Below are 14,054 nucleotides of genomic sequence, written 5' to 3'. Positions count from 1 at the left end.
TTCAAAAAAGATGTTTTGCTAATAGCAGGTTGCATGCCAACTTTTTATTTCTTTGATTTTAAAGATTTTATTTTTTATTGCTCATAAGGTGGTAGTCAAAATGACTATGTTTCTTATTGTCAATATGACAATATGAATTGTCAAAATGACAATGAGGTAGCCATGAGCTTTTCCGTAGATGTGCTGGCGGGCATCGCCATTGAATTACAAAGCGGTATTGGACATCAGGATCGCTTTCAACGCCTGATAACCACCTTGCGTCAGGTACTGGAGTGCGACGCGTCGGCATTGCTGCGCTACGAGTCGCGACAGTTTATTCCACTGGCAATCGATGGGCTGGCCCAGGATGTTCTCGGCAGGCGCTTTACGCTGGAAGGGCATCCGCGTCTGGAAGCGATTGCCCGTGCCGGAGACGTGGTACGTTTTCCTGCCGACAGTGATTTGCCCGATCCTTACGACGGGCTGATCCCAGGCCAGGAGAGTCTGAAAGTGCATGCCTGTATTGGCTTACCACTGTTCGCCGGTCAAAATTTGATTGGCGCGTTAACGCTGGATGGCATGGAACCGGATCAGTTTGATGTGTTCAGTGATGAAGAACTCAGGCTGATTGCCGCGCTGGCGGCTGGCGCGTTGAGCAATGCGCTACTGATTGAACAGCTGGAAAGCCAGAATATGCTGCCGGGTTCGTCGACGGCTTTCGAGCAGGTGACGGAAACCCAGATGATTGGCCTGTCGCCCAATATGATGCAGCTGAAAAAAGAGATTGAGATTGTGGCGGGGTCCGATCTCAACGTACTGATTAGCGGCGAAACGGGGACCGGGAAGGAGCTGGTAGCGAAAGCGATTCATGAAGGTTCACCCCGCGCGGTGAACCCGCTGGTGTATCTGAACTGTGCGGCCTTGCCAGAAAGCGTAGCGGAAAGCGAGCTGTTTGGTCACGTAAAAGGGGCCTTTACCGGGGCTATCAGTAATCGGAGCGGTAAGTTTGAAATGGCCGATAACGGGACGCTGTTTCTCGATGAAATTGGCGAACTCTCGCTGGCGCTACAGGCTAAGCTGCTACGCGTGCTGCAATACGGTGATATTCAACGCGTGGGTGACGATCGCAGCCTGCGTGTCGACGTGCGCGTACTCGCGGCAACGAACCGTGATTTACGCGAAGAGGTGCTGGCCGGGAATTTCCGTGCGGATTTATTCCACCGGCTGAGCGTCTTTCCCCTTTCCGTACCGCCTCTTCGTGAGCGTGGCGAAGATGTGGTGCTGCTGGCAGGCTATTTTTGCGAGCAATGTCGACTGCGACTGGGACTTTCCCGTGTGGTGTTAAGCCCCGGTGCGCGTAGTCATCTGTTGAGCTACGCCTGGCCTGGTAACGTACGCGAGCTGGAACATGCCATTCACCGTGCGGTTGTTCTGGCAAGGGCCACCAGAGCAGGGGATGAAGTGGTGCTAGAGACGCAGCATTTTGCCTTGCAGGATGAAGCGCCTGTAACACCAGCGGCGGAAGGTGTTGCAGAGATCCCGCAACAGCATAATCTGCGTGAAGCAACGGAGTCATTCCAGCGAGAGATGATCCGCCGGGCGCTGGCGCAAAATAATCACAGTTGGGCAGCAAGTGCGCGGGCGCTGGAAACAGACGTCGCCAACCTGCACCGGCTGGCGAAACGTCTGGGGCTGAAGGATTAGATAATACCGGCCTGATAGAAATCCTGCAGGTTGATAGCACCGGTAAGTTTACCGTTTTCATCGACCACCGGTGCTGCAGTGATTTTGCGTTTCATCAGGATCTCTTTGGCGTCAATGGCGCGGCTCTGTGCCTGCAACGTAACGCCGTTGTGGGTCATCGCCTCGCTAACCTGAGTGGTGAGCGCTCCACCGCCAACCAGCCAGCGGCGCAGGTCGCCGTCGGTAAAGACGCCTTTCACCAACGAGTCATCATCGCAGACTGCCACCAGGCCAAGACCCGTACGGCTAAGTTCCAGCATCGCGTCCATGACGCTGGTGGTGAGCGTCACCTGCGGTATGGCATCGTCACGACGCATCAGATGATGCACTTTATTTAACAGACGAGCGCCCAGCGCACCCGCCGGATGCGAGCGCGCAAAATCTTCTTCGTTGAAGCCGCGCGCCTGCATTACGGCGATGGCCAGCGCGTCGCCCATCATCAGCGTGTTAACGGTGCTGGAGGTCGGTGCCAGGCGCATCGGACAGGCTTCACGCTCAACGGAAATATCCAGCACCGCTTTGGCCGCCAGACCCAGCGGTGAGGTCGGTTTTCCGGTCATGGCCAGCAGAGCGACGGATTTGTCTTCCAGGCGTGGAATGATGAGATCCAACTCTTTCGCGCCGCCGGAGTAGGAGATAAACAGCATGACATCGCGGCTTTCAATCATGCCTAAGTCGCCGTGCAATGCTTCCGCCGGATGTACAAAAAAGGCGGGGGTGCCGGTACTGGCGAGGGTTGCCGCGATTTTTTTGCCAATATGGCCGGATTTGCCAATCCCGGAGACAATCACTTTGCCTTCGCAGTGGATGATCGTATTGGCAGCGCGGACAAAATCATCACCCAGTCGTTCTGGCAGTCGGCTGGCTTCCTGTAGCTCCAGCATTAACGTCTGGCGGCCCGCGTTCAGTAGTGCATCACTCATTGGTTTCTCCGGTTATGATTACTTCAATCCCTTTTGCTTCCAGCGCCTGACGAAACGCAGGGTCGATACCCGCATCGGTAATCAGCTTGTCGACGCTTTCCAGACTGCATACAACATTGGGGCTTTTGCGCCCAAATTTTGATGAGTCAGCCATCAGAATTACTTCGCGAGCGGCATTGCACATCGCTTTGCTGACGCTAAACACTTCATTAAAGGTGGTCACGCCAGCATTGAGGTCAATGCCGTCGGTGCCCATGAAGAGTTTATCAAAGCTGAACTGCTCAAAGGCGTTTTCAGCCAGCTGACCGTGAAATGACGCAGATTTTTTGCGAAAGGTCCCGCCGGGCATCAGGATGGTTTGCTCGTTGTCCAGCTCCGAAAGGGCGTTAACAATGTGCAGGCTGTTGGTCATGACTGTGATGTTGCTAAAGCGCGTGAGCATTGGCACCATCTGCAGTACGGTGCTGCCCGCATCCAGAATAATGGAGTCGCCATCGTGAATAAAACGGACGGCGGCTTCGGCAATCTGCTCTTTTTTATGCGTGTTGATTAGCGTTTTGTGATCGATTGGCGGGTCGGATTCGTCTTTATTTAATACTACGCCGCCATAGGTACGAATGACGGTACCGGCATTCTCCAGAATAACAAGGTCTTTACGAATGGTCGTGCCGGTCGTGTCAAAGTAGTGGGCCAGTTCTTCAACCGAGCATTTTCCCTGCTTTTGCAGATGCTCCAGTATGGCAGCCTGACGCTGACGAGGTTTCATAGGCGTGATTACCCTGACTATAGGTTGCAAAATGATAATTTCGCAAGCTATTAGCATTCACAACGAAATTATCCATGTTTCAGTTTAAGCGCCAATGATAGTGCATTCTGCGATAGCGGATCATGGGGAAAGATCACATCAGGCTGTAAATCATCAAGATGTTTGCCCATTATTGTGGCAATTTTGCCGGGTCTGGCGAATACCGTAAGACCTTTCATAAATAACGTATCAGTTACTCGCTGCTGCTCATCTAGCGCAATGGCGACCACCACTCGGGGTTTAAAACGTCCGCCGGAGCGCCCCACGCCAACCCGACCCTGTTGGCAAAGCCTATCAAACGCCCGATTAAAGCGGGATATTTGCCAGCCCCCTAATGCCAGCTGCAGACACCACGCAATGGCGGCGACGGTAATCAGTGCGGAAACCATTATGTACTCCTTTAATTTTGCCGGATAAGCGTAGCCGCTATCCGGCAATTCAATATTAAAACATCACCTGACCGCCGGTCACGTTGATGGACTGCCCTGTGCAGTAAGAGGCTTTCGGGCTGGCGTAAAACAGCAGCATGTTCAGCACGTCCTGATAATCGCAGCCGCGTTTGAGCGGAACCTTATCAATGTAGTACTGCTCAACTTCGTCTGGCTTAAGTCCAAGTTTGGTTGCATATTGCGGCAATAACGACTGGAACATCGGTGATTTCAGCAGATTGCCAAGCATCAGTGAATGCACGGTGATCCCGTATTCCGCCAGATCCAGCGCCAGTGACTGGGTTAAGCCCACGCCGCCAAATTTTGCCGCGCTATAGCCTGAATTGTGTTTACTGCCCACTTTCCCGGATTTGGAATTGATCTGGATAATGCGTCCCTGAATACCATCGCGGATCATCAGGCGTGAGAACTCACGTGCGCAGAGGAAGTAGCCGACCAGATTCACCTGCAGCGAACGGTCGAAATCACCGAGCTGAAAGTCGCTGATAAAAGCGGCTTTAGCGATACCCGCGCTGTAAACCAGCAGATCGACGCGGCCGAATATTTCATCCACTCCGCGCGATAGCGCCATCACACTCTGTTCGCTGGTGGCATCTGCGCCAAAACCGTAGGCGGTGCCTTCGCCAAACTCGGCGTTAATTTCCTGCGCCACGTTGGCGGCTTTATCGCTTTGAATATCCACCACCGCGACGCGGTATCCTTCTGTCGCAAGCCCACGGCAAAGGAATGCGCCAAGGGTCTGGCCTCCACCAATGACAACGGCAACCTGATTCATCTTTATCTCCTTCAATCTTAAGCAACAAACTTCAAAATACAGCCCGGCGCGATACCGTCTGGCACGGGGCCTGAAACGTGTACGGTGCCGGGGAATTCCGCTTCACTCAGTCCGTCAAAACGCAGGGTGATATGTCCCAGTTCACGTAAGTTTTGTTCTGCCACGCTGCCAACGGCGGTGACCGGGTACTGATGCTGGCCTAGTTCAAACTGGATCCCCGCTTGTAACGAACCGTTCAGCTCGCCGTGGCAATGAATGAAGCAAAACTCCTCGATATCCGCGGGCGCACCTTCACGAAAGGTAATCAACATCTGGTCGCTGAGTGCATCCGGGGCGCTCTGGCCGATGCGGGTGATGGTGGTCTGATAAATCACGGTCATTTTTGAGTGCCTCTTATTGGTAAATAAAGCCGGAAATAAACCAGGCGATGAGAACGGTTGGCGCGCCGGTCAGAAAACGACTCACCAGAACGGATGGCACGCCGACGCGGACCGTGTCCTGACGTGCTTCGGCCAGCGACAGCCCGACAGGGATAAAGTCGCATGCAGCCTGGGCGTTAATGGCGAACAGAGCAGGTAACGCCAGATGCGGGGGAATATTCCCCAAACCAATCTGTACGCCGATCAGAACGCCGATAACCTGGGCGATGACCGCACCGGGGCCGAGGAAAGGCGACAGCAGTGGGAAAGAACAAATCAGCGCCAGCGTCACCAGCCCCAGCGGATGGCTGGCCAGCGGTGCGAGTCCATGGGCGATCCAGTCTCCCAGACCAGAAGCCATAATGATGCCGATCAGCGCCGAGACGAATGCCATAAACGGCAGAATGGTTTTCAGCACGGTATCAATAGTGTCGCGCCCGGCCTGGAACAGAACCGCAACGGCTGAGCCCATGCCCATCCCGACTTTTGCCAACAGACCGTCGCTTTGCTCGGTAATTTTCTTGCTGGTGTCGTAATCGCGGCCCATGCTGCTGTTTGCGGGCGTTGGTGTAGCGGACGCTTCACCGACAACGGTAATGTTTTCTTCTTTTACGCCAGAGACATAGATATCTTCAACAATGAACTGGGCCAGCGGACCGGATTTTCCCGTGGCGTGAATGTTCACCGTCGGGATACGACGTTTTGGATAGATCCCGCAGCGCAGTGTGCCGCCGCAGTCGATGATCGCCACGCCAATTTCATTCTCCGGCGGTTCGCCTTCTTTGAAGCCATCAACGGCCTGCCAACCGGTCAGATTCGCCAGCTTGTCGACAATCGCCGGGCGCGTTCCTGCAGTGATATAGACAATTTTCTTGCCCGGAACGGCATCCAGTTCAAGCGGGCCGCCCCAGCCGCCGGTGCCTTTTTCAATACGAATACGCGTCATGATGTTGCTCCCGCCAGATGTACTTTCTGCTCAAGTTGAATGCCCATTTTTTTCTCAAAGATGGTGGTGGTGAAATCGGTCACCCAGCCACGGAAGAAGTTGGTCACCAGACCGACCAGCAAATAGCTCACCGCGAGCGGACCGAGCGGCAGACCCAGCGTAGTCAGTCCGCTGGCGATCCCCAGATAGACAAACAGCTCGCCAGGGTTGATGTGCGGGAACAAGCCGTTCATTGAATGGCAACTGTAAGAGGCGGCGGCGTAGTAGCTGGGCTTGTATTTTTCCGGCATAAAGCGACCCAGGCTCAGCGTCATAGGGTTACAAAACACAAATGTGCCGATGCACGGCAGTAGCAGGTAGCGGGACAGCGGGTTTCCAGCGCAGCGCTGGGCAAAACGTTCAATACGCTGCTGACCGATAAAGTTAATCAGCGCATTCATGATGACCAGCAAGCTGATCAGCAGAGGAAGAATACCGGTCACCATGCCGGTAAAGACCTCTCCGCCTTTCTGGAACAAGCCGATAAACCACTCAGCCCCGAGTGTGATGGTGTCGATCATTATTCTCTCCTGTAGGGGTTTTTAGTTATCTTGCCAAACGGTAATTTATTTTAATCACATTGAAATGTTTTAAAGTGTTATTTTGATCTCAAAATGAAAGATAAATATTTTAATTTGAAAGAAAGTGCGTGAAGGCTCGCAATTGTGCCGGGCGGAAGTGCAAGAGGGGGGAAATTCTGTGAAGGAGAGCGACAACTGCTTCCTTGTGTGACGGAGGATGCTTTACCATACTTCCCCCAGGCTGAATTTGTTTAATGGATGTCTCATGTTCAAGCGTCGTTATGTAGCGTTACTTCCCCTTTTCGTATTGCTCGCTGCCTGTAGCAGCAAACCTAAACCTTCAGAGACTCAAACGACTACGGGTACGCCATCCGGCGGATTCCTGCTTGAGCCGCAGCACAATGTCATGCAAACGGGCGGTGATTTTGCCAATAATCCGAACGCCCAGCAGTTCATCGAGAAAATGGTGAATAAGCACGGTTTTGACCGCCAGCAGTTGCAGGAGATCTTGTCGCAGGCTAAGCGTCTGGACTCGGTATTGCGTCTGATGGACCGCCAGGCGCCGACGACACAACCGCCAGCCGGACCTAACGGCGCATGGTTACGGTATCGTAAACAGTTCATCACACCGGATAACGTGCAAAACGGCGTGGCTTTCTGGAACCAATATGAAGATGCCCTGAACCGCGCCTGGCAGGTCTACGGCGTACCGCCGGAAATTATCGTTGGCATTATTGGCGTAGAAACTCGCTGGGGCCGCGTGATGGGTAAAACGCGGATTCTGGATGCGCTGGCGACGCTGTCCTTTAACTATCCTCGTCGTGCGGAATACTTCTCTGGCGAACTGGAAACCTTCCTGCTGATGGCGCGAGATGAAAGCGACGATCCGCTCGATTTGAAAGGTTCTTTCGCGGGGGCAATGGGCTACGGCCAGTTTATGCCGTCTTCCTATAAACAATATGCCGTTGATTTCAATGGTGATGGGCACATTAACCTGTGGGATCCGGTTGATGCCATCGGTAGCGTGGCGAACTACTTCAAAGGTCACGGCTGGGTGAAAGGCGATACAGTAGCGGTTCCGGCAAATGGTCAGGCGCCTGGGTTGGCTAACGGCTTTAAAACGCAGTACAGCATTTCTCAGCTTGCCGCCGCAGGTCTGACGCCGCAGCAGTCATTGGGGAATCATCAGCAGGCCAGCCTGCTACGCCTGGATATCGGTACCGGCTACCAGTACTGGTATGGGTTGCCGAACTTCTACACCATCACCCGCTATAACCACAGTACCCATTACGCGATGGCCGTGTGGCAATTGGGTCAGGCGGTGGCGCTGGCGCGTGTGCAGTAATCACTCCCCCGGCCTACTGGAGGATATCTCTTGTAGGCCGGAGAAGATGCCCTGACATCGCCATCCGGCAGGTCTTATTTATGCAACGGAGCAATTTTTGGAATCCCCCTCGTAAAACGTTCTCGCCATCCCCACATTGGTTATGAAAGTGCTATCTTGTCCGGCATATTTTTTTAACTGACAGAGGCTGAAATGACCGACAGTGAACTGATGCAGTTAAGCGAGCAGGTTGGCCTGGCGCTGAAAGCGCGCGGGGCAACCGTGACGACGGCGGAATCCTGCACCGGCGGCTGGGTAGCCAAAGCGATTACGGATATTGCCGGAAGCTCCACCTGGTTTGAACGCGGGTTTGTGACTTACAGCAATGAAGCCAAAGCGCAGATGATTGGCGTGCGTGAAGAGACGCTGGCCCAGCATGGCGCGGTGAGTGAGCCAGTGGTGGTGGAGATGGCGATAGGTGCGCTAAAAGCCGCCCGCGCGCATTTCGCTGTTTCGATAAGCGGTATTGCGGGGCCGGATGGCGGCAGCAAAGAAAAGCCCGTGGGGACGGTATGGTTTGCTTTTGCCAGCGCAAGCGGCGAGGGGATTACCCGCCGGGAATGCTTTAGCGGCGATCGCGATGCAGTACGTCGACAGGCGACCGCCTACGCGTTACAAACCCTGTGGCAACAATTTCTACAAAATACTTGATACTGTATGAGCATACAGTATAATTGCTTCAACAGAACATTATCTATCACGTTTCGCGGTTTAACCCGAAAGCGGCATGACAGGAGTAATTAATGGCTATCGACGAAAACAAACAGAAAGCGTTGGCGGCAGCGCTGGGTCAGATCGAAAAGCAATTCGGTAAAGGCTCCATCATGCGCCTCGGTGAAGACCGTTCCATGGATGTGGAAACCATCTCCACCGGTTCGCTTTCTCTGGATATCGCATTGGGCGCGGGCGGTTTGCCTATGGGTCGTATCGTCGAAATCTACGGGCCAGAATCCTCCGGTAAAACAACGCTGACACTGCAGGTTATTGCCGCCGCACAGCGCGAAGGTAAAACCTGTGCGTTCATCGATGCGGAACACGCGTTGGATCCCGTTTATGCGCGTAAACTTGGCGTTGATATCGATAACCTGCTGTGTTCTCAGCCGGATACCGGTGAGCAAGCGCTGGAAATCTGTGATGCGCTGGCGCGTTCCGGTGCGGTTGACGTTATCGTTGTCGACTCCGTTGCCGCATTGACGCCGAAGGCAGAAATCGAAGGCGAAATTGGTGACTCTCACATGGGCCTTGCGGCACGTATGATGAGCCAGGCAATGCGTAAACTGGCCGGTAACCTGAAGCAGTCCAACACGCTGCTGATTTTCATCAACCAGATCCGTATGAAGATTGGCGTTATGTTCGGTAACCCGGAAACCACCACCGGTGGTAACGCCCTGAAATTCTATGCTTCTGTTCGTCTGGATATCCGTCGTATTGGTGCGGTGAAAGAAGGCGACAACGTGGTGGGTAGTGAAACCCGCGTTAAGGTCGTGAAAAACAAAATTGCAGCACCGTTTAAACAGGCCGAATTCCAGATTCTTTACGGTGAAGGTATCAACTTCTACGGCGAACTGGTTGACCTGGGCGTGAAAGAGAAGCTGATTGAAAAAGCTGGTGCATGGTACAGCTACAACGGTGAGAAAATCGGTCAGGGTAAAGCAAACGCAACCAACTGGCTGAAAGAAAACCCGGCAACTGCGAAAGAAATTGAGAAGAAATTACGTGAGTTACTGCTCAATAACCAGGATTCAACGCCTGATTTCTCCGTTGATGATAGCGGCGAAGACGTAAAAGAAACGAACGAAGATTTCTGATAATCTGTTTTGAATCGCATATAGTAAAGGGCTGCATATCATGCAGCCCTTTTTCATTTCTGAAGGCTCACTATGACAGACGCAACTTCCCGCCGTTCCGCTTATTCCCGACTGCTTGACCGCGCCGTACGTATTCTGGCGATGCGCGATCACAGCGAGCAGGAACTGCGACGTAAGCTGGCCGCTCCGGTGATGGGGAAAAATGGATCAGAAGAAATTGATGCCACGCCAGAGGATTACGACAAGGTCATCGCCTGGTGTATTGAAAGTCGTTATCTGGATGATGATCGCTTCGTGCAGCAGTTTATCGCCAGCCGCAGTCGTAAGGGCTACGGACCTGCCCGCGTGCGTCAGGAATTAAATCAGAAAGGGATCGCGCGTGAGGCTATTGAGCGAGCCATGCGTGAGTGCGAAATTGACTGGGCAGTGCTTGCACGTGAGCAGGCCGTCCGGAAATATGGAGAACCTTTACCTGTGGAATTTTCAGATAAGGTAAAGGTCCAGCGTTTTTTGCTCTATCGCGGCTATCTGATGGAAGATATTCAGGCAATATGGCGAAATTTTGACGATTGACCGCATACGGGATTTTACTTCCCAGTAAAGAAAACTTATCTTATTCCCACTTTTCGATTGCCAGAGGCGCAGTTTACGTGCCGATGCTGGTAATGACATTTCGTTAGCTTGATTTCTTCAGGATAATTATGAGCAAGAGCACCGCTGAGATCCGTCAGGCGTTTCTCGATTTTTTCCATAGTAAAGGACATCAGGTAGTTGCCAGCAGCTCCCTGGTACCGAACAATGACCCTACTTTGTTGTTTACCAACGCCGGGATGAACCAGTTCAAGGATGTTTTCCTTGGCCTCGACAAGCGTAATTATTCCCGCGCAACCACCTCGCAGCGTTGCGTACGTGCGGGCGGTAAGCACAACGACCTGGAAAACGTCGGTTACACTGCACGTCACCATACCTTTTTCGAAATGCTGGGCAACTTCAGCTTCGGCGATTACTTCAAACACGACGCCATTCAATACGCATGGGAACTGTTGACCGGTGAAAACTGGTTTGCCCTGCCAAAAGAGCGTCTGTGGGTCACCGTCTATGAAACTGACGATGAAGCCTATGAAATCTGGGAAAAAGAAGTCGGTATTCCGCGCGAACGTATCATCCGTATCGGTGATAACAAAGGCGCGGCTTATGCTTCCGACAACTTCTGGCAGATGGGTGATACCGGTCCTTGCGGTCCGTGCACCGAAGTTTTCTACGACCACGGCGACCACATTTGGGGGGGGCCTCCGGGAAGCGCGGAAGAAGATGGCGATCGCTACATTGAGATCTGGAACATCGTCTTCATGCAGTTCAACCGTCAGGCTGACGGCACCATGGAACCGCTGCCGAAACCGTCCGTGGATACTGGTATGGGTCTGGAGCGTATTGCGGCCGTGCTGCAACACGTTAACTCCAACTATGAAATTGACCTGTTCCGTTCACTGATTGAGTCCGTGGCGAAAGTTACCGGCGCGACCGATCTGAGCAACAAGTCGCTGCGCGTTATTGCCGACCATATCCGTTCCTGTGCGTTCCTGATTGCCGATGGCGTTGTTCCGTCGAATGAAAACCGTGGCTATGTGCTGCGTCGTATCATTCGTCGCGCAGTTCGTCATGGCAACATGCTGGGCGCGAAGGACACTTTCTTCTACAAGCTGGTTGGTCCGCTGGTAGACGTAATGGGTTCCGCGGGCGAAGAACTGAAGCATCAACAGGCTATGGTTGAGCAGGTTCTTAAAACCGAAGAAGAGCAGTTTGCGCGTACGCTGGAGCGTGGCCTGGCGCTGCTGGATGAAGAACTGGCAAAACTGTCCGGCGATACGCTGGACGGCGAAACAGCATTCCGTCTGTATGACACCTACGGTTTCCCGGTTGACCTGACGGCAGACGTTTGCCGCGAGCGTAACATCAAGGTTGACGAAGCGGGCTTTGAAGCCGCAATGGAAGAGCAACGCCGTCGTGCGCGTGAAGCCAGCGGCTTTGGTACAGACTACAATGCGATGATTCGCGTTGATGGTGCTTCTGAATTTAAAGGCTACGAGTACCTGGAACTGAACGGCAAAGTCACCGCACTGTTTGTTGATGGTAAAGCGGTAGACGCCATTAACGCAGGTCAGGATGCCGTTGTCGTTCTTGACCAGACGCCGTTCTATGCGGAATCCGGTGGTCAGATTGGTGATAAAGGCGAACTGAAAGGTGCGGGCTTCGCGTTTGCCGTTAGCGATACGCAGAAATATGGTCAGGCGATTGGTCACATCGGCAAACTGTCTGCGGGTTCTCTGAAAGTTGGCGATGCCGTGCAGGCTGACGTAGATGAAGCTCGTCGTGCGCGTATCCGCTTGAACCACTCCGCAACGCACCTGATGCATGCGGCGCTGCGCGAGGTTCTGGGCACGCACGTGGCGCAGAAAGGCTCGCTGGTTAACGATAAAATTCTGCGCTTTGACTTCTCTCATACCGAAGCGATGAAACCTGCTGAAATCCGTGCCGTTGAAGATCTGGTGAATGCACAAATTCGTCGCAACCTGCCGATTGAAACGAACATCATGGATCTTGAAGCGGCGAAAGCCAAAGGTGCAATGGCGCTGTTTGGCGAGAAATATGACGACCACGTGCGCGTTCTGAGCATGGGTGATTTCTCTACCGAACTGTGTGGTGGTACTCATGCCAGCCGTACGGGTGATATCGGTCTGTTCCGCATTGTGTCCGAGTCAGGTACTGCTGCAGGCGTTCGTCGTATCGAAGCCGTAACCGGTGAAGGCGCTATCCAAACAGTGCATGCTGAGAGCGATCGCTTAAGCGATATTGCGCAGCTGCTGAAAGGCGATAGCCAGAATATCGGTGACAAAGTTCGTTCCGTACTGGAGCGTACGCGTCAGCTCGAAAAAGAATTGCAGCAATTGAAGGAACAGGCTGCGGCGCAGGAGAGTGCAAATCTTTCCAGCAAAGCGGTTGATATCAATGGCGTGAAGCTGTTGGTCAGCGAACTCGCGGACGTTGAGCCGAAAATGCTGCGTACCATGGTTGATGATCTGAAAAATCAACTGGGGTCTACCATTATCGTTCTGGCAACGGTGGTGGAAGGTAAGGTTTCTCTGATTGCGGGTGTGTCTAAGGACGTGACAGATCGCGTGAAAGCAGGGGAGCTGGTTGGTATGGTCGCTCAGCAGGTAGGCGGTAAGGGTGGCGGTCGTCCGGATATGGCGCAAGCCGGTGGTACGGATGCGGCGGCTCTGCCTGCAGCGTTAGCCAGTGTGAAAGGCTGGGTCAGCGCAAAACTGTAATAACTATAAGCGTTAGCGCATGCCGAAACCCCAAGTTACGGCATGCGAATCAACGCTATCGACAACGATAAAGTCAGGTTGAAGTTGTGTATATCGGCTAAACTTAGGTTTAACAGAATGTGATGCCGTGACTGCTTACACTTAGGTGTTTGTCATCGCTTACTTTTTGGCGTTATATGATGGATAATGCCGGGATACAGAGAGACCCGACTCTTTTAATCTTTCAAGGAGCAAAGAATGCTGATTCTGACTCGTCGAGTTGGTGAGACCCTCATGATAGGCGATGAGGTCACCGTGACAGTTTTAGGGGTGAAGGGCAACCAGGTGCGCATCGGCGTAAACGCCCCGAAAGAAGTTTCTGTCCATCGGGAAGAGATCTACCAGCGTATCCAGGCTGAAAAATCCCAGCAGTCCAGTTACTAAGGTTTTCGCGTCTCACCTTTCTGGTGAGGCGCAACCTGATTGAGTTGTCCTTTTTCTTAACTTTTCTTCTTTGCCTTCCTTGTTTTCTCGATTCCCTTACACGTATTGCCGTTCCCTGCGAATTTTCCGTTTGTTCATTGCTTCAGAGAATTGCCAATTTATCTGTTGATAAAACACTCTTTTTGCCGTTTTTGCAGACTAATTGCGCGTGAAATGTGCAAACGATAAAAGCGCTGGAAAAATTGTTTGACTTATAAGTCCCAGAAAGTAATATGTGCGCCACGCAGCGACGATGAGCAGAAACAAGTTCTTCGAAGCACTCGTAAGAGGCGTGTTGGTGAGGTGGCCGAGAGGCTGAAGGCGCTCCCCTGCTAAGGGAGTATGCGGTCAAAAGCTGCATCCGGGGTTCGAATCCCCGCCTCACCGCCATTTGCATCCGTAGCTCAGCTGGATAGAGTACTCGGCTACGAACCGAGCGGTCGGAGGTTCGAATCCTCCCGGATGCACCATC

General features: G+C 53.0%; 14 protein-coding genes and 2 tRNA genes. 9 read left to right on the top strand and 7 right to left on the bottom strand.

Annotated elements, in window-relative coordinates; genetic code table 11:
• Positions 1–162 precede the first annotated feature (162 nt).
• Entirely contained in the window at positions 163–1,683 is a 1,521-nt protein-coding gene (norR, locus tag OGY15_RS03130) for a nitric oxide reductase transcriptional regulator NorR (protein ID WP_151218194.1), read from the top strand.
• Here norR and gutQ read toward each other — a convergent pair.
• The 7 genes from gutQ to srlA all read right to left on the bottom strand — a co-directional run bounded on the left by gutQ (position 1,680) and on the right by srlA (position 6,599).
• A complete protein-coding gene (gene gutQ / locus OGY15_RS03125) occupies positions 1,680–2,645 on the bottom strand; it encodes an arabinose-5-phosphate isomerase GutQ (protein WP_187253100.1) in 966 nt (321 codons plus the stop codon). The two genes, norR and gutQ, sit on opposite strands and share 4 nt — an antisense overlap.
• Positions 2,638–3,411, bottom strand: a complete 774-nt coding sequence (gene srlR / locus OGY15_RS03120; protein ID WP_003037350.1) for a glucitol operon DNA-binding transcriptional repressor SrlR — start codon at positions 3,409–3,411, stop codon at positions 2,638–2,640. The genes gutQ and srlR overlap by 8 nt, the downstream gene beginning before the upstream one ends.
• Positions 3,412–3,479: 68 nt before the next feature.
• Positions 3,480–3,839, bottom strand: a complete 360-nt coding sequence (gene gutM, locus OGY15_RS03115) for a transcriptional regulator GutM (RefSeq protein ID WP_151218192.1) — start codon at positions 3,837–3,839, stop codon at positions 3,480–3,482.
• Between the two features lie 55 nt (positions 3,840–3,894).
• A complete protein-coding gene (gene srlD / locus OGY15_RS03110; RefSeq protein WP_151218191.1) occupies positions 3,895–4,674 on the bottom strand; it encodes a sorbitol-6-phosphate dehydrogenase in 780 nt (259 codons plus the stop codon).
• A 17-nt stretch (positions 4,675–4,691) separates the two neighbouring features.
• A complete protein-coding gene (srlB, locus tag OGY15_RS03105; RefSeq protein WP_151224239.1) occupies positions 4,692–5,054 on the bottom strand; it encodes a PTS glucitol/sorbitol transporter subunit IIA in 363 nt (120 codons plus the stop codon).
• A gap of 13 nt (positions 5,055–5,067) precedes the next feature.
• Positions 5,068–6,039 (bottom strand): PTS glucitol/sorbitol transporter subunit IIB, encoded by a 972-nt coding sequence (gene srlE, locus OGY15_RS03100; RefSeq protein ID WP_286538213.1) that lies wholly within the window; start codon positions 6,037–6,039, stop codon positions 5,068–5,070.
• A complete protein-coding gene (gene srlA, locus OGY15_RS03095) occupies positions 6,036–6,599 on the bottom strand; it encodes a PTS glucitol/sorbitol transporter subunit IIC (RefSeq protein ID WP_003037339.1) in 564 nt (187 codons plus the stop codon). Before srlA ends, srlE begins: the two co-directional genes overlap by 4 nt.
• A 265-nt stretch (positions 6,600–6,864) precedes the next feature.
• Here srlA and mltB point away from each other — a divergent pair, with 265 nt between their 5' ends.
• The 8 genes from mltB to OGY15_RS03055 all read left to right on the top strand — a co-directional run bounded on the left by mltB (position 6,865) and on the right by OGY15_RS03055 (position 14,052).
• Positions 6,865–7,944, top strand: coding sequence for a lytic murein transglycosylase B (gene mltB / locus OGY15_RS03090; protein WP_032947148.1), 1,080 nt, complete (start codon positions 6,865–6,867; stop codon positions 7,942–7,944).
• Between the two features lie 192 nt (positions 7,945–8,136).
• Positions 8,137–8,634, top strand: coding sequence for a nicotinamide-nucleotide amidase (gene pncC / locus OGY15_RS03085; RefSeq protein WP_151218188.1), 498 nt, complete (start codon positions 8,137–8,139; stop codon positions 8,632–8,634).
• Between the two features lie 92 nt (positions 8,635–8,726).
• Positions 8,727–9,791 carry a recombinase RecA gene (recA, locus tag OGY15_RS03080; RefSeq protein WP_003037330.1) on the top strand — a complete coding sequence of 355 codons (1,065 nt, stop codon included), beginning with the start codon at positions 8,727–8,729 and terminating at the stop codon, positions 9,789–9,791.
• A 72-nt stretch (positions 9,792–9,863) separates the two neighbouring features.
• Entirely contained in the window at positions 9,864–10,364 is a 501-nt protein-coding gene (gene recX / locus OGY15_RS03075) for a recombination regulator RecX (protein ID WP_286538207.1), read from the top strand.
• A 128-nt stretch (positions 10,365–10,492) separates the two neighbouring features.
• Positions 10,493–13,120, top strand: a complete 2,628-nt coding sequence (gene alaS, locus OGY15_RS03070) for an alanine--tRNA ligase (protein WP_286538205.1) — start codon at positions 10,493–10,495, stop codon at positions 13,118–13,120.
• A 237-nt stretch (positions 13,121–13,357) separates the two neighbouring features.
• A complete protein-coding gene (gene csrA / locus OGY15_RS03065; protein ID WP_000906486.1) occupies positions 13,358–13,543 on the top strand; it encodes a carbon storage regulator CsrA in 186 nt (61 codons plus the stop codon).
• 336 nt (positions 13,544–13,879) lie between these two features.
• Positions 13,880–13,972 (top strand) — tRNA-Ser (locus OGY15_RS03060).
• Positions 13,973–13,975: 3 nt separating this feature from the next.
• Positions 13,976–14,052: transfer RNA gene (locus tag OGY15_RS03055), tRNA-Arg, on the top strand.
• Positions 14,053–14,054 lie beyond the last annotated feature (2 nt).

It is taken from the genome of Citrobacter sp. Cu231 (assembly GCF_030332265.1).
GTDB classification, from domain to species: domain Bacteria; phylum Pseudomonadota; class Gammaproteobacteria; order Enterobacterales; family Enterobacteriaceae; genus Citrobacter; species Citrobacter meridianamericanus.
Note: the sequence above shows the minus strand (reverse complement) of the source record. Positions and strands in the feature narration are given on the sequence as shown.